The 20,831-nt window shown below is 60.9% G+C and carries 21 protein-coding genes; 10 read left to right on the top strand and 11 right to left on the bottom strand.

All coding sequences use genetic code 11. The features are described from left to right. Positions 1–2 precede the first annotated feature (2 nt). Positions 3–425, bottom strand: coding sequence for a phasin family protein (locus tag HU743_RS00580; protein ID WP_186552147.1), 423 nt, complete (start codon positions 423–425; stop codon positions 3–5). Positions 426–657: 232 nt separating this feature from the next. Continuing rightward, entirely contained in the window at positions 658–933 is a 276-nt protein-coding gene (locus tag HU743_RS00585) for a polyhydroxyalkanoic acid system family protein (protein WP_186552148.1), read from the bottom strand. Positions 934–1,087: 154 nt separating this feature from the next. Between HU743_RS00585 and ubiE the strand changes: the two genes are divergently transcribed. From ubiE to HU743_RS00635, 10 genes are all read left to right on the top strand, one after another. Continuing rightward, complete coding sequence (gene ubiE / locus HU743_RS00590) at positions 1,088–1,858, top strand: bifunctional demethylmenaquinone methyltransferase/2-methoxy-6-polyprenyl-1,4-benzoquinol methylase UbiE (RefSeq protein ID WP_186531921.1); 771 nt, start codon at positions 1,088–1,090, stop codon at positions 1,856–1,858. Continuing rightward, positions 1,858–2,481, top strand: a complete 624-nt coding sequence (locus HU743_RS00595; RefSeq protein WP_186646110.1) for an SCP2 domain-containing protein — start codon at positions 1,858–1,860, stop codon at positions 2,479–2,481. The genes ubiE and HU743_RS00595 overlap by 1 nt, the downstream gene beginning before the upstream one ends. Then, positions 2,478–4,082 (top strand): ubiquinone biosynthesis regulatory protein kinase UbiB, encoded by a 1,605-nt coding sequence (ubiB, locus tag HU743_RS00600; protein ID WP_186646112.1) that lies wholly within the window; start codon positions 2,478–2,480, stop codon positions 4,080–4,082. The genes HU743_RS00595 and ubiB overlap by 4 nt, the downstream gene beginning before the upstream one ends. A 137-nt stretch (positions 4,083–4,219) precedes the next feature. Continuing rightward, positions 4,220–4,621: a phosphoribosyl-AMP cyclohydrolase gene (gene hisI, locus HU743_RS00605; RefSeq protein WP_007909357.1), complete on the top strand. Its 402-nt coding sequence runs from the start codon at positions 4,220–4,222 to the stop codon at positions 4,619–4,621. Further along, positions 4,614–4,946 (top strand): phosphoribosyl-ATP diphosphatase, encoded by a 333-nt coding sequence (locus HU743_RS00610; RefSeq protein ID WP_007909355.1) that lies wholly within the window; start codon positions 4,614–4,616, stop codon positions 4,944–4,946. Before hisI ends, HU743_RS00610 begins: the two co-directional genes overlap by 8 nt. Before the next feature lie 25 nt (positions 4,947–4,971). After that, positions 4,972–5,253, top strand: a complete 282-nt coding sequence (locus tag HU743_RS00615) for a twin-arginine translocase TatA/TatE family subunit (RefSeq protein ID WP_186552151.1) — start codon at positions 4,972–4,974, stop codon at positions 5,251–5,253. 10 nt (positions 5,254–5,263) lie between these two features. Beyond that, positions 5,264–5,704 (top strand): Sec-independent protein translocase protein TatB, encoded by a 441-nt coding sequence (gene tatB / locus HU743_RS00620; RefSeq protein ID WP_186646114.1) that lies wholly within the window; start codon positions 5,264–5,266, stop codon positions 5,702–5,704. Beyond that, positions 5,701–6,492 carry a twin-arginine translocase subunit TatC gene (gene tatC / locus HU743_RS00625; protein ID WP_186552153.1) on the top strand — a complete coding sequence of 264 codons (792 nt, stop codon included), beginning with the start codon at positions 5,701–5,703 and terminating at the stop codon, positions 6,490–6,492. The genes tatB and tatC overlap by 4 nt, the downstream gene beginning before the upstream one ends. After that, on the top strand, positions 6,489–7,196 hold the full coding sequence (locus HU743_RS00630; protein WP_186646116.1) for a 16S rRNA (uracil(1498)-N(3))-methyltransferase: 708 nt from the start codon (positions 6,489–6,491) through the stop codon (positions 7,194–7,196). Before tatC ends, HU743_RS00630 begins: the two co-directional genes overlap by 4 nt. A 333-nt stretch (positions 7,197–7,529) precedes the next feature. Then, the gene (locus HU743_RS00635; protein WP_186646124.1) at positions 7,530–9,446 is read left to right on the top strand and encodes a methyl-accepting chemotaxis protein; all 1,917 of its coding nucleotides are present in this window, start codon (positions 7,530–7,532) and stop codon (positions 9,444–9,446) included. A gap of 164 nt (positions 9,447–9,610) precedes the next feature. On the opposite strand, the gene HU743_RS00640 is transcribed toward HU743_RS00635, so the two are convergent. The 9 genes from HU743_RS00640 to hutI form a co-directional block, all read right to left on the bottom strand. Continuing rightward, a complete protein-coding gene (locus tag HU743_RS00640) occupies positions 9,611–10,345 on the bottom strand; it encodes an ATP-binding cassette domain-containing protein (protein WP_186646126.1) in 735 nt (244 codons plus the stop codon). Further along, positions 10,338–11,300: an amino acid ABC transporter permease gene (locus tag HU743_RS00645; RefSeq protein WP_186646128.1), complete on the bottom strand. Its 963-nt coding sequence runs from the start codon at positions 11,298–11,300 to the stop codon at positions 10,338–10,340. Before HU743_RS00645 ends, HU743_RS00640 begins: the two co-directional genes overlap by 8 nt. 176 nt (positions 11,301–11,476) lie before the next feature. Continuing rightward, positions 11,477–12,274, bottom strand: coding sequence for a transporter substrate-binding domain-containing protein (locus HU743_RS00650; RefSeq protein WP_186646130.1), 798 nt, complete (start codon positions 12,272–12,274; stop codon positions 11,477–11,479). Positions 12,275–12,468: 194 nt separating this feature from the next. Then, positions 12,469–15,039 (bottom strand): glucans biosynthesis glucosyltransferase MdoH, encoded by a 2,571-nt coding sequence (gene mdoH / locus HU743_RS00655; protein WP_186552161.1) that lies wholly within the window; start codon positions 15,037–15,039, stop codon positions 12,469–12,471. Next, entirely contained in the window at positions 15,032–16,816 is a 1,785-nt protein-coding gene (locus HU743_RS00660) for a glucan biosynthesis protein G (protein WP_186646132.1), read from the bottom strand. Before HU743_RS00660 ends, mdoH begins: the two co-directional genes overlap by 8 nt. 349 nt (positions 16,817–17,165) lie before the next feature. Beyond that, a complete protein-coding gene (dtd, locus tag HU743_RS00665; RefSeq protein ID WP_186646134.1) occupies positions 17,166–17,603 on the bottom strand; it encodes a D-aminoacyl-tRNA deacylase in 438 nt (145 codons plus the stop codon). Beyond that, entirely contained in the window at positions 17,600–18,571 is a 972-nt protein-coding gene (pip, locus tag HU743_RS00670) for a prolyl aminopeptidase (RefSeq protein ID WP_073471584.1), read from the bottom strand. The genes dtd and pip overlap by 4 nt, the downstream gene beginning before the upstream one ends. Before the next feature lie 228 nt (positions 18,572–18,799). Then, positions 18,800–19,603, bottom strand: coding sequence for an N-formylglutamate deformylase (hutG, locus tag HU743_RS00675; RefSeq protein WP_186646136.1), 804 nt, complete (start codon positions 19,601–19,603; stop codon positions 18,800–18,802). A gap of 10 nt (positions 19,604–19,613) precedes the next feature. After that, on the bottom strand, positions 19,614–20,819 hold the full coding sequence (gene hutI / locus HU743_RS00680) for an imidazolonepropionase (protein ID WP_186646144.1): 1,206 nt from the start codon (positions 20,817–20,819) through the stop codon (positions 19,614–19,616). Between the last annotated feature and the right edge of the window lie 12 nt (positions 20,820–20,831).

Raw genomic sequence — 20,831 nt, forward strand, 5'->3', positions numbered from 1 at the left:
CCTTAAGATTTACGCGCGACGCGTTCGAGCAATGCCGTCAGCTCATCGAGCTTAGCAGAGAGTGTCTCAACGTCATGTTTAGACGGAATGCCGATACGATTCAAGGCGCTTGCCACACGGTTGTCGAAGGCCTTCTCGACCTTGTCCAGTTGCACCTCGACGCGACCTTTGAACGAACTGACCTGAGTGGCGGCTTCATCGATCTCGGCATTGGCTGCGACGAGTTTTTCGGTGACGGCTTTTTTGCCTTTCTTTTCAACCGCTTGACCGGCCTTGATCAGCTCCTGAAAGTACTCGCTGCCCTCTTGCCCGACCTTGGCGTAGGCCCCCAGGCCTGCCAGCCAGATCTTGCGGGCATAGGATTTGACGTCGCTTACAGTGGAGGTCGGAGCGTCGATTTTTTTCTTCAGAATAACTTTGGCCATGGTGCACCTCACGCGCAGAAGGATTGAGGAACTGCCCGCGAACGTGTCGGGCTGAGGCACAAAGTAGGTCGAAAAATTAGAAAGGGCACCCTAACCAGCGGGAGCACCACAAAAACAAATGTAGGAGTGAGCCTGCTCGCGATAGCGGTGTATCAGTCAAAAATGATGTCGCCTGACAGACCGCTATCGCGAGCAGGCTCACTCCTACAGGGGATCGCGTTGCACAAGGGACTCAGGCCAGAGCTTTGTCGAGGGCTTTCTCGATCTCGGCTTTGATCATGCCGCTCATGGCCGACATCATCAGGCCCAGCTCGACGTCGACCTTGATCGAATCGTCCGCCACGTGCACTTCACCTTTCACGCCCGAACGTTTGAGGTTGAGGGTGTCGCCCGACCATTGCGGCTCCAGGCCGTACTGATCTTTCAGCTTTGCGGCGAGTTTTTCGGCTTTCTCGCGGGCGGCTTCCTTGCCCAGGCTGTGCGCACGCTCAACACTGATTTTGGCCATTGGATGACTCCTGATTGATGAGTATCTGTCGGTAAATCTTGACCGCGGCTGCGGCAAATCGTCCCGAAGGTCGACCATCTTACCTTTAGCCACTCCAAGACAAAGCATGGCTTGGGGATTAGAATGTCGCGCATTCTCTTTTGGTGACAGCGATATGACTGATCAGCGCAAAGGCAGCGATGCCGAACCCACCACGCACTTCGGTTTCAAAAACGTTCCGGAAAGCCAGAAAGCGGAAAAAGTCGCTGAGGTTTTCCATTCGGTAGCCGCCAAATACGACCTGATGAACGACCTTCTGTCGGGCGGCATGCACCGTTTGTGGAAGCGTTTCGCGATCGAACTGTCGGGCGTGCGCAGCGGTAACCGCGTGCTCGACATCGCCGGCGGCACCGGCGACCTGACTCGCAAGTTCTCCCACCTCGTTGGCCCGACCGGCCAGGTGGTACTCGCCGACATCAACGAATCGATGCTCAAGGTCGGACGTGATCGCCTGCTCGATCTGGGTGTCGCCGGCAATGTCGAATTCGTCCAGGCCGACGCGGAAAAACTGCCATTCCCGGACAACCATTTCGATTGCGTGACCATCGCCTTCGGCCTGCGCAACGTGACGCACAAGGAAGACGCCCTGCGTTCGATGCTGCGCGTACTCAAACCCGGCGGACGTCTGCTGGTGCTGGAATTCTCCAAGCCGACCAACGCACTGATGTCGAAGGCCTACGACGCCTACTCGTTTGCCTTCATGCCGCTGATGGGCAAGCTGATCACCAATGACTCGGAAAGCTATCGCTACCTGGCCGAATCGATCCGCATGCACCCCAATCAGGAAACCCTGAAGTCGATGATGGTCGACGCCGGTTTCGACCGCGTGACCTATCACAACATGACCGCAGGCATTGTCGCCCTGCACCGCGGCATCAAGCCCTGATGTTGCTTACCGGGCTGCTCGCCAGCGTTGAACTCGGCCTCAACCGGGTGCTGCGTCTCGACAGCACGGCGCTGCCGCGGCTGGCGCACTTGACTGGCAAAGTGATTGCCGTCGATTGCCGCAGCCCGGCGCTGCAACTGTATATTTTGCCGAGTGACGAAGGCCTGATGCTCGCTTCACAGTGGGCAGCGAACGTCGATTGCACCCTGCGGGCGCCCGCCTCCAGCCTGCTGAAACTGGCCTTGAGCAAAGACAAGACCGCGGTGCTGCATGCCCCGGAAGTCGAGCTCGATGGCGACAGCGGCGTGTTGCTGGAGCTGGCCGGCGTACTGCAGGACCTTGAGCTGGACTGGGAGTACGAACTCTCGCGCTGGCTCGGCCCGGTCGCCACGCCATTGCTCGGCGGCCATTTGCGCAGCCGCGCACGCTGGTATCGACAAGGATTTGCCAGCCTCAACCAGAACCTCGCCGAATACCTCGCCGAAGAGTCGCGCACCCTCGTCGGGCAGCGCGAAGCCGAAGCGCGGTTCAGCGAACTGGACCGGATCAAACTCGATCTGGAACGTCTCGAGGCGCGTTTCGAGCGCCTTTCCCGATCCCTCGACCCAAGCGATAACGCATGAAGCTGCTCGCCGTCCGCCGTTTGTTGCGCATCCAGTCCGTCGTGATCCGCTACCGCCTCGATGACCTGCTGTTCGACCTGCCGCTGCCCTGGTTTCTCCTGGCCGTGCGCTTTCTGCTGCCGTGGCGCTGGCTGCCGCGCAAGCCACTGGAACTGAACCGGGGTGCGCGTTTGCGTTTGGCGTTGCAGGATCTGGGGCCGATCTTCATCAAGTTCGGGCAGATTCTCTCGACCCGCCGCGACCTGCTGCCGGAAGACATCGCCGATGAGCTGATGCTGCTGCAGGACCGCGTGCCGCCCTTCGACTCTCAGCTATCGATCAAACTGATCGAAGAGCAACTGGGCAAAAAAATCAGCGAAGTGTTCAGCCGTTTCGACGTTGAACCGCTGGCCTCGGCCTCGGTGGCGCAAGTGCATGCGGCGCAACTGAAAAGCGGCGAAGAAGTGGTGGTCAAGGTCATCCGCCCGGGACTGAAGCCGATCATCGCCCAGGATCTGGCGTGGCTGTTCATCCTCGCCCGCGCTGCCGAGAAGTTCTCCGCCGATGCGCGCCTGCTGCACCCGGTCGATGTGGTGCAGGACTATGAAAAAACCATCTACGACGAACTCGATCTTTTGCGCGAGGCAGCCAACGCCAGCCAGTTGCGCCGCAACTTCGAAGGTTCGCAGTTGCTGTACGTGCCGCAAGTCTATTGGGACTGGTGCCGGCCGAAAGTGCTGGTGATGGAGCGCATCTACGGGGTCCAGGTCACTGATCTGGCGACCCTCGCCGACCAGCGCACCGACATGAAAATGCTCGCCGAGCGCGGCGTCGAAATCTTCTTCACCCAAGTCTTCCGCGACAGTTTCTTCCACGCCGACATGCACCCGGGCAACATCTTCGTCAGCACCGTCAATCCGTGGAGCCCGCAATATATTGCGATCGACTGCGGCATCGTCGGCAGCCTGACGCCTGAAGATCAGGACTATCTGGCGCGCAACCTGTTTGCCTTCTTCAAGCGTGACTACCGCCGTGTGGCGCAGTTGCACATCGATTCGGGCTGGGTGCCGGCGGAAACGAAGCTCAACGAATTCGAAGCGGCAATCCGGACTGTCTGCGAACCGATCTTCGAAAAACCGTTAAAAGATATTTCATTTGGCCAGGTGCTGATGCGCCTGTTCCAGACCGCGCGGCGCTTCAACATGGAAGTGCAGCCGCAGTTGGTGCTGCTGCAAAAGACCCTGCTGAACATCGAAGGCCTCGGTCGTCAGCTGTACCCGGATCTGGATCTGTGGAACACCGCGCAGCCGTTTCTGGAGCGCTGGATGCGCGAGCGCGTCAGCCCGAAAGCCTTGATCGGCAACGTGCAGAGCCAGTTCGAACAATTGCCGCACCTGGCCAACATGGCCCGCGACCTGCTCGAACGCATGTCGCAACCCCACGCCAAAGACCCGCCGCCACCGTGGCACAAACGCAAGGACGACTGGTTCTTGCGCTTGCTCGGCTGCGCCCATCTGGCCGGGGGCGCGATCCTCGCCGCGGGTGGTCCGTTGACCGATTGGGCGCATTGGCCTGCGGGTATCATGGTGGCGGTCGGCTTGTATCTGGTCGTTCGCCGATAGCAGGTTTGAGCTGCAAGTTATAAGCTGCAAGCCTCAAGCGACGGGGCGGCGACTTGAACCGCCCGACAGGCAAAACGCGACACTGCCCTTACTTGCAGCTTGAAGCTTATAGCTTGCAGCTGCTTCAGGAACTGAAGATGAAGAACTGGCTGGACGAGATCAAGTGGGACGCTGACGGCCTGGTGCCGGCGATTGCCCAGGATCACAAGACCGGGCGCGTGTTGATGATGGCCTGGATGAACCGCGAAGCGCTGGAACTGACAGCCGCAGAGAATCGTGCAATCTACTGGTCACGTTCGCGTGGCAAGCTGTGGCGCAAGGGCGAAGAGTCCGGTCATGTGCAGACCCTGCATGAGATGCGGCTGGACTGTGATGCCGACGTGATCATCCTGATGGTTGAACAGATCGGCGACATCGCTTGCCATACCGGCCGTCAAAGCTGCTTTTACCGTGTCTTCGAAAACGGCGACTGGAAAACGGTCGACCCGGTACTGAAAGACCCGCACGCCATCTATAGCGCAGGACACAAGCATGAGTGACACGCTCACCCGTCTGGCCGAAGTGCTCGAGGAGCGCAAAGGCGCAGCCGCCGACAGTTCGTATGTCGCCAGCCTGTACCACAAGGGGCTGAACAAGATTCTGGAGAAAGTCGGCGAAGAGTCGGTCGAAACCATTATTGCCGCCAAGGACGCTGCCATCAGCGGCGACTGCAGCGACGTGATCTACGAGACCGCTGACCTGTGGTTCCACAGCATGGTCATGCTCGCCCAACTGGGGCAGCATCCGCAGGCCGTCCTGGATGAACTGGACCGTCGCTTCGGCCTGTCCGGACACGTCGAGAAAGCCTCGCGTCCGTCCGCCTGAACAACTATTTGAGAGGAACCGCCACATGGGCATTTTTGACTGGAAACACTGGGTCGTCATTCTGGTAGTCGTGGTGCTGGTGTTCGGCACCAAGAAACTGAAAAACCTCGGCACCGACGTGGGCGAGTCGATCAAGGGCTTTCGCAAAGCCATGAACGATGACGAAAAACCGGCCGAGCCGAGCGTGACCCCTCCGGCGCAACCTGTGCCACCGGTGCAGCCGCAAACCACCGCTCAGGCCAACCCGCCGCACACCATCGACGTGCAGGCGCAGAAAGTCGAAGAGCCGATCCGCAAAGACGTGTGAGCACTGACTAATGTTTGGTATCAGCTTCTCTGAACTGCTGCTCGTCGGCCTCGTCGCCCTGCTGGTGCTGGGCCCCGAGCGTCTGCCGGGCGCTGCGCGCACCGCCGGGCTGTGGGTCGGCCGGCTGAAGCGCAGCTTCAACGCGATCAAACAGGAAGTTGAACGTGAGATCGGTGCCGACGAAATTCGTCGGCAACTGCACAACGAGCACATTCTGTCGCTGGAACAGGAGGCACGGAAGATTTTCACCCCGGTTCACCAGGAGCCAACGCCTGTGCAGCCAGTGGCAGAGCCGACGATTCATGCGCCGACGACGCCTCCCGCAGCGGCTCCCGTTGTTGCGGCGACCGACGCGATTCCTGCTGAAACCTCGGTTGAACACGTAGCCCCGACCGCCGCGCCGACTGCACCAGCGCCTAAAGACCCTACACTGCCGCCGCGAGCCCCATGAGCGATCTCCCCGAAAACGACCAGCACATGCCGCTGGTTTCGCACCTCACCGAGTTGCGCACTCGCCTGCTGCGTTGTGTGGCGGCGATCTTCATCATTTTTGCCGGGTTGTTCGCCTTCACCCAGCAGATCTACACCTTCGTCTCGACGCCGCTGCGCCAGTACCTGCCGGTCGGCGCGACGATGATCGCCACCGATGTGTCGTCGCCGTTCCTGACGCCGCTGAAGCTGACTATGATGGTTTCGCTGTTTCTCGCGATCCCGGTGATCCTGCATCAGATCTGGGGCTTCATCGCGCCGGGCCTGTACAAGCATGAAAAGCGCATCGCGGTGCCGCTACTGGTGTCCAGCATCCTGCTGTTCTACACCGGCATGGCGTTCGCCTATTACTTCGTATTCCCGCTGATCTTCAAATTCTTCGCCGCCGCCACCCCGGCCGGCGTGGAAATGATGACCGACATCGCCAGCTACCTCGATTTCGTCATGACGCTGTTCTTCGCCTTCGGCGTGGCGTTTGAAATCCCGGTGGCCGTGGTACTGCTGGTGTGGATCGGCGTGGTCGATGTGGCCTACCTGAAGAAGATCCGTCCGTACGTGATCATCGGCTGCTTCGTGGTCGGCATGATCCTCACCCCGCCGGACATCTTCTCGCAGACCCTGCTGGCGGTACCGATGTGGATGCTGTTTGAAATCGGCATTCTGTTCGGCGGCTTGATCAGCAAACGCGAACGCCCGGACGAAGACCCGGCCGACGATCACAACGACCAGCCGCCAGCGACCCAGGCATGAACCTGCTGTTGCTCGAAGAGGCCGACTTCATTGCGGCCGACCGGGTGGTGCTGCGTGATCGCCGCCTGACCCATATGCAGGAGGTTCACCGTTCGCAGGTCGGTGACAGCCTGCGCGTCGGGCGTATCAACGGCCTGATGGGCTCGGCTGAATTATTGCGCCTTGATGCCGGCGAAGCCGAGCTGCGCGTCAGCCTCGATCAACCGCCACCGACCAAGCTGCCGCTGACCCTGGTGCTGGCCCTGCCGCGGCCAAAAATGCTCCGCCGGGTATTCCAGACCGTGGCAACCATGGGCGTGGCAAAGGTGATTCTGGTCAACAGCTATCGCGTCGAGAAAAGCTTCTGGCAGACGCCGTTCCTAGAGCCTGAGGCGATTCGTGAGCAGTTGATTCTCGGTCTTGAACAGGCTCGCGATACCGTGTTGCCCGAGATCATCATCGAGAAGCGCTTCAAGCCCTTCGTTGAAGATCGACTGCCAGCGATCACCGAGGGCACCCTCGGCCTGGTCGGCCATCCCGGCAATTTCCCGCCCTGCCCACGCGCGCTGAGCGAACCGGTGACCCTGGCCATCGGCCCCGAAGGTGGCTGGATTCCCTACGAAATCGATTTGCTGGCCAAATCCGGCCTGCAACCGGTGCAACTGGGCGAGCGCATCCTGCGCGTCGAAACCGCCGTCACCGCCCTGCTCGCTCGACTCTTCTAACCCACCAACCTTTTGTGGCGAGGGAGCTTGCTCCCGCTTGGGCGCGAAGCGGCCATCGTTTTTTCTCCAACAAGCAACGCAACTGTTGGTGTTACGACGGCTGCGCCGCCGAGCGGGAGCAAGCTCCCTTGCCACAGGATCACGAGCGGGAGCAAGCTCCCTTGCCACAGGATCACGAGCGCGAGCATGCTCCCTTGCCACAGGATCACGAGCGCGGGCATGCTCCCTTGCACAGGATCACGAGCGATGGAGGAAAAGAGGCGTTACAGATTGCCATCACCCGGCCGATACAGTCCCCATAAGTCCAATTAGTGGTCCGAAGGGAGTGGTCGCATGTACCGATGGTTAGCCGAAAGTCTTGGAAACGTCAGCGTCAAACTTAAGCTGGGCATCGGTTTTGGCCTGGTGCTGTTGCTGACGCTGTTGATCACCTTCACCGGCTGGACCGGCATGAGCGGCATCATCAGCCGCGGCGACAAGCTCGGCTTCATCTCCAGCCTCAACGAGCTGACCCGAGACCTGCGCCTGGCGCGCATGGACTACGACATGCGCCGTGGCGAACAAGGCCCGGGCGCGGTTAATGAGTTCCTCAACAAACTCGAAAGCGGCCTGCAATCGGCACGCGGCATGATCGAGCAGCCGTCCGATGTGGCGATGGTCGATCAGCAACTGGCCGCCGTGGCGCAATACAAACGCGCCTTCGGCGAAATGACCCAGGCCACCGTGCAGCGCGAAGACGCGCGCAGCAAGCTCGGCGCCAATGCCGATAATGCCGTGGCCAAGGTCGGCGACGTCGAGAGCGCGCTGCTGCAAGGCGACAGCGTCGCGCAATACAACGCGGTGATCGAGCTGAGCAAATTGCTGCAGCAGGCGCGCTATCAGGTACGTGGTTATACCTACAGCGGCAAGGCTGAAGCCGAACAACCGGCGCTGACCGCCATCGACAATGCCCTGAAAAATCTCGAGAGCCTGCCGTCCCGCGTGCCGGAACAGCACATCGCCAACCTGCAGCAAGCCACCGACTCGCTCAAGGCCTACCGCGCCGCCGTTGCCCAATTCCGTGATTCGCAGATTAAGAACACCGCTGCACTGGCGAACATGACCGCGCAGGGTGACATCCTGATGGCGCTCAGCAAGAAACTCACCGAATCGCAAACCGTCGTGCGCGATACCGACGCGGCGCGCGCCAAGAACCTGCTGCTGATCGCCACCGCGCTGGCATTGGCCTTCGGCTTGATTGCCGCCTGGGCGATCACCCGCCAGATCATCATTCCGCTGACCCAGACCCTGAAAGTCGCCGAGCGCGTCGCGGCGGGCGACCTGACTCACAACCTGGTGTCCCTGCGCCGCGACGAACTGGGCCAGCTGCAGCGCTCGATGCAAACCATGACCCAGGGCCTGCGCGAATTGATCGGCGGCATCAGCGACGGCGTGACACAGATCGCCAGCGCGGCCGAAGAACTGTCCGCGGTGACCGAGCAGACCAGCGCCGGGGTCAACAATCAGAAAATCGAGACCGATCAGGTTGCCACCGCCATGAACGAAATGGCCGCCACCGTGCAGGAAGTCGCGCGCAACGCCGAGGAAGCCTCCGAAGCCGCCGTCGCCGCTGACCAACAGGCCCGCGAAGGCGACAAGGTTGTCGGCGAAGCCATCGCCCAGATCGAGCGTCTGGCCGTTGAGGTCGGGCATTCCACCGAAGCCATGAGCGAGCTCAAGCGCGAAAGCGACAAGATCGGCAGCGTCCTCGACGTGATCAAGTCGGTGGCTCAGCAAACCAACCTGCTGGCGCTCAACGCCGCCATCGAAGCGGCCCGTGCCGGTGAGGCCGGGCGTGGTTTCGCCGTGGTGGCCGATGAAGTGCGCAGCCTCGCGCAACGCACGCAGAAGTCCACCGAAGAGATCGAAGAACTGATCGTCGGCCTGCAAAACGGCACCCAGCAAGTGGCAACGATCATGGACAACAGCCGCAGCCTGACCGACAGCAGCGTCGAACTGACCCGCCGTGCCGGTGGCTCACTGGAAAGCATCACTCGCACCGTGTCGGCGATTCAGGCGATGAACCAGCAAATCGCCGCTGCTGCCGAGCAGCAAAGCGCGGTGGCCGAAGAGATCAACCGTAGCGTGCTGAATGTGCGCGATGTGTCGGATCAGACCTCGGCGGCGAGTGAAGAGACCGCAGCTTCCAGCGTGGAGCTGGCGCGGCTGGGGACGCATCTGCAGATGCTGGTGGGCCGTTTCAAGGTTTAAACATTACTGCAAAACTACTGTGGCGAGGGAGCTTGCTCCCGCTGGGCTGCGAAGCAGCCCCAAAACCAGTCAACCGAATTCGCTCAAATGAATTCGGATTGACCGGTTTACGACGGCTTCGCCGCCGAGCGGGAGCAAGCTCCCTCGCCACAGAAAGGTGTGAGCTAGAGAACCTGACGCAGGAAAGCCTGAGCTCGCGGATCCTTCGGCGCTGCGAAGAACTCCGCCGGCGCAGCGTCTTCGAGCAGTTTGCCGTGATCGAAAAACAACACCCGATCCGCCACTTCCCGGGCAAAACCCATCTCGTGGGTGACGCAGACCATAGTCATGCCTTCCACGGCCAGGTTCTTCATTACGTCCAGCACTTCGCCGACCATTTCCGGGTCCAGCGCCGAGGTCGGCTCGTCGAACAGCATGACTTTCGGCTCCATCGCCAGCGCCCGGGCAATCGCCACGCGCTGCTGCTGGCCGCCGGACAAGCGTGAGGGAAACTCGTTGGCCTTCTGTGCAATGCCAACCTTTTCCAGCAGCGCCATGGCCTTGGCCTCGCGCTCTTTCTTGCCGCGCTTGCGCACGACTTTCTGCGCCAGGCAGAGGTTTTCCAGCACGGTCATGTGCGGAAACAGATTGAAATGCTGGAAGACCATGCCGACTTCGCGGCGGTAGGCGTTGACGTCGGTTTTCGCGTCGGCCAGTTGCAGACCGTCGATGCTCACCGAGCCGGAATCGAATTCTTCCAATCCATTGAGGCAGCGCAGAAAGGTCGACTTGCCGGAACCGGACGGGCCGATCACCACCAGCACTTCGCCCTTGGCGACCGTGGTGCTGACGTTATCCACGGCACGCACCACCTGGCCCCGGGTGTCGAAGACTTTTACCAGATCGCGGACTTCAATCACTTTGCGCGAGCCTCCGCTCAAGCCGGCTGGCGATTTTCGACAGCGGCAGGTTGATCAACAGGTACAGGCCGGCCACGCAGAACAGGATTTCAAACGGCGAGAACGACGTGGTGATGACTTCCCGGCCGCTTTTCAGCAGTTCGGTAATAGCGATGACCGACACCAGTGAGGTGTCCTTGACCAGACTGATGAACTGACCGGCCAGTGGCGGCAGCACGCGCTTGAATGCTTGCGGCAGCACCACATGGCGCATCGACTGACCGGCACTCAGACCGAGCGAACGCGCCGCTTCGTTCTGCCCGCGGGCAATCGACTGCACACCGGAACGGATGATTTCCGCCACGTAGGCACCGGTGAACAGCGACAACGCGGCGATCCCGGCGAATTCGCGGGACAGGTTCATTACTGTGCCAATGAAAAAGTAGAAAATGAAGATCTGCACCAACAGCGGCGTGCCACGCACCAATTCAACGTAAATCGTTGAAAGGTCGCGCAGGGTCGGGTTGCTGGAGAGGCGGCACAGACCGGTGACCAGGCCGATCAGCAACCCGAGCACGCCGGAGACCACCGACAACCAAAGCGTGGTCCAAAGGCCCCACAACAGCGGTCCTGCCGCCCAGTGCCGGGTCACGCCCACGACGTCGCCTTCAGCGACATCGTCGCCCTGAGCGAATTGCAGGCTGTTCTCGTCGACGGTCAGGTGCTGTTCGTCACCCGCGTCGTTGCGCAGCGTGACCTGAGCGCTGCTGCCCTTGCGCACCAGTTCCGTGACGGTGGAAATGTCCGCGGCGCGCTGGGTCTCTTCGGCCTGATAGGCGAAGTACTGCGGCACGCGGTTCCAGCGCCATTCGTAGGACATCAGCGACGTCGCGTAATACAACGCGCCCGCCAGGCCGACCAGCACCAGCACGGTGAGGACGTGCCAGGGCCATTGGGCTTTTTTCTGTTTCATCAAAGGAAAATCCATAACATTCAGGGCCCACTTCCTCTGTGGCGAGGGAGCTTGCTCCCGCTGGGTTGCGCAGCAGCCCTGAAATCAGCCATCGCGCAATGTCGGGTAGAACGAGTCAACCAGTTTACGACTGCTTCGCAGCCGAGCGGGAGCAAGCTCCCTCGCCACAGGTGACCGGGTTATTCCATGTCCTTGAGCCACTCGGTGCTCTTGAACCACTTGTCATGGATGCGATCGTAGGTGCCGTCTTCGTGGATCTGGTGGAGGAAGTTGTTGATGAAGTTGAGGCTGTCGAAATCGCCCTTCTTCAGGCCGAAGGCCAGCGGCTCGTAGGTGAACGGCTTGTCGAGGAACACCAGTTTGCCGGCACCGACCTTGTTCACCGCGACGACGTTGTACGGCGCATCGTAAATGAAGGCATCGGCCTTGCCATTGACCACGTCGAGCACGGCTTCCTGCTCGTTGTCGTAGCCGTGGTACTTGGCTTTCGAGATCAGTTTTTTCGCGACCATTTCGCCGGTGGTGCCGAGCTTGGAGGTGATGCGATAGTCGGCGGTGTTCAGGTCTTTGTAGGACTTGACGGTACCTTCCAGCTCCTTGCGGATCAGCAGGGTCTGGCCGACGACGATGAACGGATCGCTGAAGTTCAGGCGCAGGTTGCGTTCCTGGGTCAGGGTCATGCCGCTGCCGATCATGTCGAACTTGTCGGTCATCAGCGCCGGAATGATGCCGTCGTAACCGGTGGAAACCAGCTCCAGCTTGACGCCCATGGCCTTGGTCATGGCCTTGAGGATGTCGACTTCGAAACCGATGATTTCGCCACGCTTGTCGGTCATCTCGAACGGCATGTAGGTCGGATCCATGCCGACTTTCAAGGTGCCGCGCTTGACCGCGTCATCGATCGCGCCGGCCTGCGCCGCATTGACTGCAACCAGTGCCGTGACGCCGACCAGCAGCATCGACAGATACTTCTTCATCTTCAAGTCCCCAAAACCATTGCGTGTGCGGCGCGAAAACCGACAGAGGCAGGCAAAAAAGCCCAGGCGCGCCAATTCGGGGACGGATGCTAACGCACTCGTTCGTTTGCACAAGGTTTTTTGCCGGGAATTGTTGTTACTGGTCAGGCCGTAAAAGCTTAAAAAAAAGCCCCGCATGTGCGGGGCTTCTCTATTTATGCCGGTTGAGCCTGCAGGCTCACCGGTCGCAACGGCAGCAACGGTGCATGCGGATCGGCTTTCACCGAAGCGCGCCAGGCGTCCAGCCACTCGGCGTGACCTTCGGCCCAGACTTGCTCGTGCAGACGCGCCAACGCCACCGGGTCGCTGAGCAGTTGTAGGCGATCATGGTTGTTCAGCCCGGCCGGGCCGACCTTGATCGCGTGCCGCACACGCTCCTGACGCAGCCACTCGATCGGTTCGGCCTGACCGTGACGGGAGGTCGCCAGCGAGCACGCCAAGGCGTTCTGCTGCGGATCGACCACTGCGCGAACGAAGCCGTCGTTCAGTGCGTGCCAACGGTTCTCGTGGGTGTACTGATCGGTTGCCAGCAAGGCTTGCGGCGGATTGTATTCCTCGGGAATGAGGAACAGGCTCTCGTCGCGGGTCTTGAGGCCCAGGCCGACACGGCTGGAAATCACCGACACCGGGATCGACAGCATCAGCGAACCGACGATCGGCACCAGCCACCACAGGAAGCTCGGGTTCAGCCAGATCACCAGCAGCGCCCAGAAGAAGCCCAGCAGGGTCTGCGGGCCGTGACGCTTGACCGCTTCGCTCCACGGCGTCGAGTCGTCGTCACGCTGCGGCGAATTCCAGGTTGCCGCCCAGCCGAGGAACGCGGCCAGAACGAAACGGGTATGGAAAATCATCCGCACCGGCGCCAGCAACATGGAGAACAGCATCTCCAGCAGCATCGACAGGGTCACCTTGAACTTGCCACCGAACTCTTTCGCGCCCTTGGCCCAGATCAGGATGATGCTCAACAGCTTCGGCAGAAACAGCAGCACGATGGTCGTCGAAAACAGCGCAATCGCCTTGTCCGGATGCCATTGTGGCCACAACGGATAGAGCTGGCGCGGTTCGAGGAAGTACTGCGGTTCCATCAGCGTGTTCACCGCCAGCAGCGCCGTCGACAACACCAGAAAGAAGAACCACAGCGGCGCCGACAGGTAGGACATCACGCCGGTCAGGAACACCGCGCGGTGCACCGGGTGCATGCCCTTGACCAGGAACAGGCGGAAGTTCATCAGGTTGCCGTGGCACCAGCGACGGTCACGCTTGAGTTCGTCGAGCAGGTTCGGCGGCAGCTCTTCGTAACTGCCCGGCAGGTCGTAGGCAATCCACACGCCCCAGCCGGCACGGCGCATCAGCGCCGCTTCAACGAAGTCGTGGGAGAGGATTGCACCGGAGAACGCACCTTTGCCCGGCAACGGCGCCAGGGCGCAGTGGTCGATGAACGGCTTCATGCGAATGATCGCGTTGTGTCCCCAGTAGTGGGATTCACCCAACTGCCAGAAGTGCAGACCGGCGGTGAACAGCGGGCCGTACACACGGGTCGCGAACTGCTGCATGCGCGCATACAGAGTGTCCATGCCCGACGCCCGCGGCGCGGTCTGGATAATCCCGGCGTCCGGGGTGGCTTCCATCAGGCGCACCAGACTGGTCAGGCATTCGCCGCTCATCACCGAGTCGGCGTCGAGTACCACCATGTACTTGTAGTCACCGCCCCAACGACGGCAGAAGTCGTCAAGGTTGCCGCTCTTGCGTTTGACCCGGCGACGGCGACGGCGATAGAAGATCTTGCCGAAGCCCTTGGCTTCGCGGCAGACGTCCAGCCAGGCCTGTTGCTCGGCGACGCAGATGTCGGTGTCGTTACTGTCGCTGAGGACGAAGAAGTCGAAGCGATCCAGGTCACCGGTGGCCGCTACCGATTCGAACGTCGCACGCAGACCGGCGAACACGCGCGGCACGTCTTCGTTGCAGATCGGCATTACCAGCGCGGTGCGTGCGTCTTTCGGGATCGGCTCGTTGCCGGCGCTTTTGCCGGAGATACGATATTTATCGTGACCAGTGAGCAACTCGAGGAAGCCCATCAACGCGGTCCAGAAACCGGCCGAGACCCAGCAGAACAGAATTCCGAAGAGAATCAGGATGCTGGTTTGCAGCGCATACGGCAGCACTTGCGTGGCGGTTTGCAGCAGCGGTTGATGCAGGACTTCTTCCAGATCGACGAACGACCAGCCCTGGTACGGCATGATGCCTTTCATGTACCAGCCAGCGACGATGGTCTGGCCGAGCATCAGCAGCAACAGAATGTAGCGACGGATCGAGCCGACCGTGCGCCAGCGCGCGGCCGGCAACACGTTGGCGTCTTTCGGCGGCTGCGGCGGATTGGTCCGGCCGGTCAGGCGGCGCCAGCCGCGCACCAGAATATTGGTGCGCCATGGCTCCGGCACAACCTTGGTCCGACGGATCGGCGGCGTAGCCTTCATGCTGACCCGGCCGCTGGCGTCGAGCACCAACATTTCTGCGTCGGCAAGTTCTTCGGCGGTGCTCAGGGTCAAGCGCTTGCCCACCGAAGCCTGAGCGGCTTCGGCAGGATCGTCGAACGTCGAAGATGACAGGCGTTCATGCAACTCGCTGAACGACTGGCAGCCCGCGAGTTCCGCGCGCTGCTCGTCGGTCATCGGCAGATGCGCCAGATACTCGGACAGAGTCTCTGGCTGTACTTGAGAGTTACTCATCGGCAGGCAACTGATAGCTCCAGGTCTCGGTCAGGACTTCTTCAGTCGGCGCCGATTCCGGTGTGGCTGGGGCCGCGTCGGCAGCGACTGGCTGCTTGGCGTCTTTGTTGGCCTTGTCCTTGGCATCTGCGGCTGGCTTGGCTTCGGCCTGTTTGGCTTCGGCGGCCTTGGCTTCCTTGTCGAGTTTTTCCTGTTGCTTGGCGGCGACCTTGTCAGCCTTGGCGACCGACGAGTTGGAGGCCGGCAGCGACGATTTGGTCAGATCAGCGGTGACGATCGGCTGCACCAGCGCGGCGCGCATCTCGGTCGCTTTGCTCGCGTCCTTGATCTTCATCCGCAGGGTCAGGCGCCAGCCCTTGGTTTCCGGGTTGTAGCGCACGCTGTTCTCGACCAGCTCGGCGTTGTCGCCGACGCTGACCTGACTGCGCACGTCGGCATCCGGTGCCAGCGCGGCCAGCGATGGACCTTCGAAGTCGACCAGGTAGGCCACGCTGCCATCGGGTTGACGGATCAGGTTCGACTGTTTGACGTCTCCGGTCGAACGCAGGGTCTGTGCCACCCAGGCGCTGTCCGGTGCGTGCAGCGCGGCTTCGTCCATGGTCCAGTGCATGCGGTAGGCGAAGTCCAGCGGCTGGCCCGGCTCCGGCATTTTTTCCGGGCTCCAGAACGCAACGATATTGTCGTTGGTTTCGTCAGCGGTCGGAATTTCTACCAGATCGACGGTGCCCTTGCCCCAATCGCCTTTCGGCTCGATCCAGGCGCTTGGACGCTTGTCGTAGCGATCGTCGAGGTCTTCGTAATGGCTGAAGTCGCGGCCACGCTGCAGCAGACCGAAACCGCGCGGGTTTTCGACGCTGAAGTTGCTCACGGCCAGGTGTTTCGGGTTGTTCAGTGGGCGCCAGATCCACTCGCCGTTGCCGGCATGGATCGACAGACCGCTGGAGTCGTGCAGCTCACGGCGGTAGTTAAGGACTTTCGACGGCTGGTTGGCACCGAACAGGAACATGCTGGTCAGCGGCGCGATGCCCAGTTTGCCGACCTTGTCACGCAGGAACATTTGCGCCTTGACGTCGACAATGGTGTCGCTGCCCGGACGCAGGGTCAGTCGGTAGGCACCCGTGGCGCGCGGCGAATCGAGCAGGGCGAAGATCACCAGGTGCTTGTCGCCCGGCTTCGGCTGCTGGATCCAGAATTCGCGAAAACGCGGGAATTCCTCGCCCGACGGCAGCGCGGTATCGATTGCCAGACCACGGGCCGACAGGCCATAGGTGTGACCCTTGCCGACAACGCGGAAATAACTCGCGCCGAGCATGGTCATGATTTCGTCTTGCTTGTCGGCCTTGTTGATCGGGTACAGCACACGGAAACCGGCGTAACCCAGTTGCTCGGTGGCTTTCGGATCGAATTTCAGGTCGCCGAAATCAAAGCGGGTCGGATCGTATTTGATCTCTTCGACGGTGTTCGTCGTGATTTCATTGATTTTCACCGGTGTATCGAAGTGCATACCCTGATGATAGAAAGACAGTTTGAACGGCGTCTTCTTGTCCGCCCACTCGGCTTTCTCGGTGAGGAAGCGAATTTTCTGATAGTCCGCAAACTTCATTTCGCGGAATTCGTTCGGCAGGTTGCTGCGCGGGGCTTCGAACTTCTGCCCGGCCAGCTCTTTAGCCTTGGCCGATACGTCGTCAAGATTGAACGCCCAAAGCTGACCGGCGCTGAGCAGGCACAGGAGCGCCGAACCCGCTACCAGAGCACTTCGCATGCGTTTGGCAGACATTTTTGCTGCATTACAGGGACTAACAATCACGAGCAACCCTCGCCGAAAACAGATCAATAAACCAACGGCCAGATGAAGTGCCTGTGGGGTTTTCGGCTATGAACAACCGACCTTCCAGCGCACCCTTGCCAAGTTGGCGAGCAATGTTCCGACTCCGCCGGGGCAAAATGATTCCCCAATCGGATCCAGACAAGTCTCTACCTAAGCAAAAACGGATCAACGAATGTCGATCCCCGCAGCGCGCGATTATCTAGTAGCCCGGATGACAACGCATCAGGGGTAACAAAGTATTTATCGCGAAAACAGCCTGAAAACGTCGAAATTTCCGAAAAAGGTGTTTCAGCCACTGTCAGGTCTGTAACAAAAACGTAACGGGACCATCGTTGACCAGATGCACCTGCATATCGGCGCCGAATCTACCTGATGCCACAGTGCCATGCACCTGTTTCGCCTGGCTCAACAGATAGTCGAACAATTCTTCGCCCAAGGCCGGTGGCGCCGCTGTCGAAAAGCTTGGCCGCAAGCCGCTTTTGGTGTCAGCGGCGAGGGTGAACTGAGAGACCAGCAGCAATCCGCCGCTCACATCCTTCAGCGACAGGTTCATCTTGCCTTCAGCGTCACCGAATACCCGATAGTTAAGCACTTTATGCAGAAGTTTGTCGGCGCTGGTACGCGTGTCGTCGGGTTCGACCGCCACCAGCACCAGCAACCCCTGATCGATCGCGCCAACCACTTCGCCGGCCACTTCAACCCGCGCACCACGTACGCGCTGTAACAGCGCCTTCATGCTTCTTCGAGTGGCAGGTCGAGCAGGCGCTGAGCCATTTTGCTCGCGGCGCGCACCAACGCATCGGTGATGCCCGGTTCGGATGCCGCGTGCCCGGCGTCGCGGATCACCTGCAATTCGCTGTTGGGCCAGGCCTGATGCAATTCCCAGGCGTTGTCGAGCGGGCAGATCACGTCGTAGCGACCATGAATGATCACGCCGGGCAAGTGAGCGATCTTGCCCATGTCGCGGATCAACTGGTTCGGCTCAAGGAAAGCATTGTTGGTGAAGTAGTGACATTCGATCCGCGCGATCGACAGCGCGCGCTGCGGCTCGGAGAAACGATCGACCACCAGCGGGTTCGGCCGCAGGGTCGCGGTACGCCCTTCCCACGTCGACCAGGCTTTGGCCGCGTGCATCTGGGCGATCTGGTCATTACCGGTCAGGCGTTTATGGAAAGCGTTGAGCAGGTCGTCGCGCTCGTCCAGCGGGATCGGCGCGATGTAGTCCTGCCAGTAATCGGGAAACAGGCGGCTGGCGCCGGCCTGGTAGAACCACTCGATTTCCTGCGGACGGCAGAGAAAGATCCCACGCAGGATCAGGCCATGGACGCGTTCCGGATGGGTCTGCGCGTAGGCCAGCGCCAGGGTCGAACCCCACGAGCCGCCGAACAGCACCCATTTTTCGATGCCCAGGTGCTTGCGGATGCGCTCAAGATCTTCGACCAGATCCCAAGTGGTGTTGTTTTCCAGGCTGGCATGCGGGGTGGAGCGACCGCAACCGCGCTGGTCGAAGGTAACAATGCGATACAGGTTCGGATCGAAATAGCGTCGGCTCTGCGCGTCGCAGCCAGCCCCGGGGCCACCGTGGATGAACACCACCGGCAGACCCTCCGGCGAGCCGCTTTCGTCGACATACAGTGTATGGGTGTCATCGACAGCCAGATCGTGCCGGGCGTGAGGTTTGATCTGCGGAAACAAAGTCTGCATTGCGCGCTCCGTAAGGGGTCGAGGTCATCCCTGAGGGGACTTCTATTATTCTGCCGTTGGGCATCATAAACCCGATTTGCGTCAATGAGCATGTTCCAGAACATCAATCAAAACCTGTGGCGAGGGAGCTTGCTCCCGCCGGGCTGCGCAGCGGCCCGAAAAACCTGTGAGCGCTGCGCACTCAAGCGGGAGCAAGCTCCCTCGCCACACAAGCGCCCCCCTCGCAGGTCAGGTGTTGTAGTGTTTTTTGCCCCAGGCCAGCAGGCCCTGCAGCAATTCCCTGAGCACCACCCGCGTCGGTTCGGCCAGGTCGGCGCGGTAGCGGAACGGTTCGAACTCTTCCATGTAAGTGGATTGACACAGTTCCAGTTGCACGGCGTGGATGTTTTGCGCCGGGTTGCCGTACTGGCGGGTGATGTGGCCGCCCTTGAAGCGACCGTTCAGCACATGACTGAACTGATCATGGCGGGCGCAGATTGCTTCCAGTTGCGAGGCCAACTGCGGATCGCAACTGGCGCCATTGAACGTGCCGAGGTTGAAGTCCGGCAGTTTACCGTCGAACAGATGCGGGATGATCGAACGGATCGAGTGCGCGTCGAACAGCAGCGCGTAGCCGAACTCGGCTTTCAGCCGCGCCAGCTCCTCCTGCAAGGTGCGGTGGTACGGCGTCCAGATTTGTTGCAGATACGTCGCCCGCTCTTCATCAGACGGCTCCAGACCTTGCTGGAACAACGGAATGCCGTCGAACAACGTCGCAGGATACAAACCAGTGGTCGCCCCGGCGTACAACGGCTTGTCGTCGGACGGCCGGTTGAGATCAATGACGAAGCGCGAATATTCCGCAGCCAGGGTGCTGGCGCCCAGTTCTTCAGCAAAATCGTAGAGCTGCGGAATGTGCCAGTCAGTGTCCGGCAGGCTTTTGGCCGCCGGGATCAACCCGGACTCGACCGCCGGGGTCAGACGCACGCCTGCGTGCGGCATGCTGATCAGCAGCGGCACGCGGCCTTGTTTGAAGTTCAGAACCTTGTCCACAACCGCTCTCCTACAGATTTGATTCAACGCCGTGACGCACGACGCGCTTGTCCAGATCACCGCCGAGCCAATAGGCCAGATCCGCCGGCCGATCGATTTGCCAGGCGACGAAATCGGCGACCTTGCCGGCCTCCAGCGAGCCGTGGCTCTCGGCCATGCCCAGCGCTTGCGCGGCATGAATCGTCGCGCCGGCAAGGGCTTCTTCCGGGGTCATGCGAAAACAGGTGCAGGCCATGTTCAGCATCAGGCGCAACGACAGCGCCGGCGAGGTGCCGGGATTTAGGTCGCTGGCGATGGCAATCTTCACTTTGTGCTTGCGCAGGGCGTCCATAGGCGGCAACTGCGTCTCGCGCAGAAAGTAGAACGCCCCCGGCAGGAGGACCGCGACGGTGTCGGCGGCCGCCATGGCGATGGCGTCGTCCTCGTCCATGAACTCCAGATGATCGGCGGACAAGGCTTGATAACGCGCGGCGAGGCTGGAACCGTGCAACGAGGAGAGTTGCTCGGCATGCAGCTTCACGGGCAGACCGAGTCGTTGTGCGGCGACGAACACCCGCTCGACCTGCGCCGGCGAGAACGCCAGGTATTCGCAGAACGCATCCACGGCATCGACCAGACCTTCAGCGGCGAGGGCCGGCAGCATCTGATCGCAGACCAGATCGATGTAATCGTCGGCGCGGTCCTTGTACTCCGGCGGCAAGGCGTGCGCCGCCAGGCAAGTGCTGCGTACGCTGATCGGCAGCGCTTCGGCCAGGCGACGGATGACTCGCAGAATCTTGCGCTCATTGGCCAGATCGAGACCGTAGCCAGACTTCATTTCAACGGTGGTCACGCCATCGCGCATCAGGCTTTTCAGACGTCTGGCGGCGCTGGCGAACAGCTCGTCTTCAGTGGCTTCGCGAGTGGCGCGCACGGTGCTGGCGATGCCGCCACCCTGCGCTGCGATCTCGGCATAGCTGACGCCTTGCAGGCGCTTTTCGAACTCATCGCTGCGATTGCCGCCGAACACCGTGTGGGTGTGGCAGTCGATCAGGCCGGGAGTGACCCAGGCGCCTTGCAGATCATTGACCGCCGGGTATTCGCCGGACGGCAACTGAGTGCGCGGGCCAATCCACTCGATCAGCGCGCCCGAGGTGACGATCGCGGCATCCTCGATGATCGAATAGGCGCCGTTGGTCATGGTTGCGACGTGGCAGTGCTGCCAGAGGGTTTTCATCCCAAGTCCTCG

The organism is Pseudomonas sp. SWRI99 (genome assembly GCF_014270125.1).
GTDB classification, from domain to species: domain Bacteria; phylum Pseudomonadota; class Gammaproteobacteria; order Pseudomonadales; family Pseudomonadaceae; genus Aquipseudomonas; species Aquipseudomonas hamedanensis.

Excerpts from the sequence above, each read along its gene's own strand:
- HU743_RS00580 (WP_186552147.1), bottom strand. The coding sequence starts at position 425 with ATGGCCAAAGTTATTCTGAAGAAAAAAATCGACGCTCCGACCTCCACT.
- HU743_RS00585 (WP_186552148.1), bottom strand. The coding sequence starts at position 933 with ATGGCCAAAATCAGTGTTGAGCGTGCGCACAGCCTGGGCAAGGAAGCC.
- ubiE (WP_186531921.1), top strand. The coding sequence starts at position 1,088 with ATGACTGATCAGCGCAAAGGCAGCGATGCCGAACCCACCACGCACTTC.
- HU743_RS00595 (WP_186646110.1), top strand. The coding sequence starts at position 1,858 with ATGTTGCTTACCGGGCTGCTCGCCAGCGTTGAACTCGGCCTCAACCGG.
- ubiB (WP_186646112.1), top strand. The coding sequence starts at position 2,478 with ATGAAGCTGCTCGCCGTCCGCCGTTTGTTGCGCATCCAGTCCGTCGTG.
- hisI (WP_007909357.1), top strand. The coding sequence starts at position 4,220 with ATGAAGAACTGGCTGGACGAGATCAAGTGGGACGCTGACGGCCTGGTG.
- HU743_RS00610 (WP_007909355.1), top strand. The coding sequence starts at position 4,614 with ATGAGTGACACGCTCACCCGTCTGGCCGAAGTGCTCGAGGAGCGCAAA.
- HU743_RS00615 (WP_186552151.1), top strand. The coding sequence starts at position 4,972 with ATGGGCATTTTTGACTGGAAACACTGGGTCGTCATTCTGGTAGTCGTG.
- tatB (WP_186646114.1), top strand. The coding sequence starts at position 5,264 with ATGTTTGGTATCAGCTTCTCTGAACTGCTGCTCGTCGGCCTCGTCGCC.
- tatC (WP_186552153.1), top strand. The coding sequence starts at position 5,701 with ATGAGCGATCTCCCCGAAAACGACCAGCACATGCCGCTGGTTTCGCAC.
- HU743_RS00630 (WP_186646116.1), top strand. The coding sequence starts at position 6,489 with ATGAACCTGCTGTTGCTCGAAGAGGCCGACTTCATTGCGGCCGACCGG.
- HU743_RS00635 (WP_186646124.1), top strand. The coding sequence starts at position 7,530 with ATGTACCGATGGTTAGCCGAAAGTCTTGGAAACGTCAGCGTCAAACTT.
- HU743_RS00650 (WP_186646130.1), bottom strand. The coding sequence starts at position 12,274 with ATGAAGAAGTATCTGTCGATGCTGCTGGTCGGCGTCACGGCACTGGTT.
- mdoH (WP_186552161.1), bottom strand. The coding sequence starts at position 15,039 with ATGAGTAACTCTCAAGTACAGCCAGAGACTCTGTCCGAGTATCTGGCG.
- HU743_RS00660 (WP_186646132.1), bottom strand. The coding sequence starts at position 16,816 with ATGTCTGCCAAACGCATGCGAAGTGCTCTGGTAGCGGGTTCGGCGCTC.
- dtd (WP_186646134.1), bottom strand. The coding sequence starts at position 17,603 with ATGAAGGCGCTGTTACAGCGCGTACGTGGTGCGCGGGTTGAAGTGGCC.
- pip (WP_073471584.1), bottom strand. The coding sequence starts at position 18,571 with ATGCAGACTTTGTTTCCGCAGATCAAACCTCACGCCCGGCACGATCTG.
- hutI (WP_186646144.1), bottom strand. The coding sequence starts at position 20,819 with ATGAAAACCCTCTGGCAGCACTGCCACGTCGCAACCATGACCAACGGC.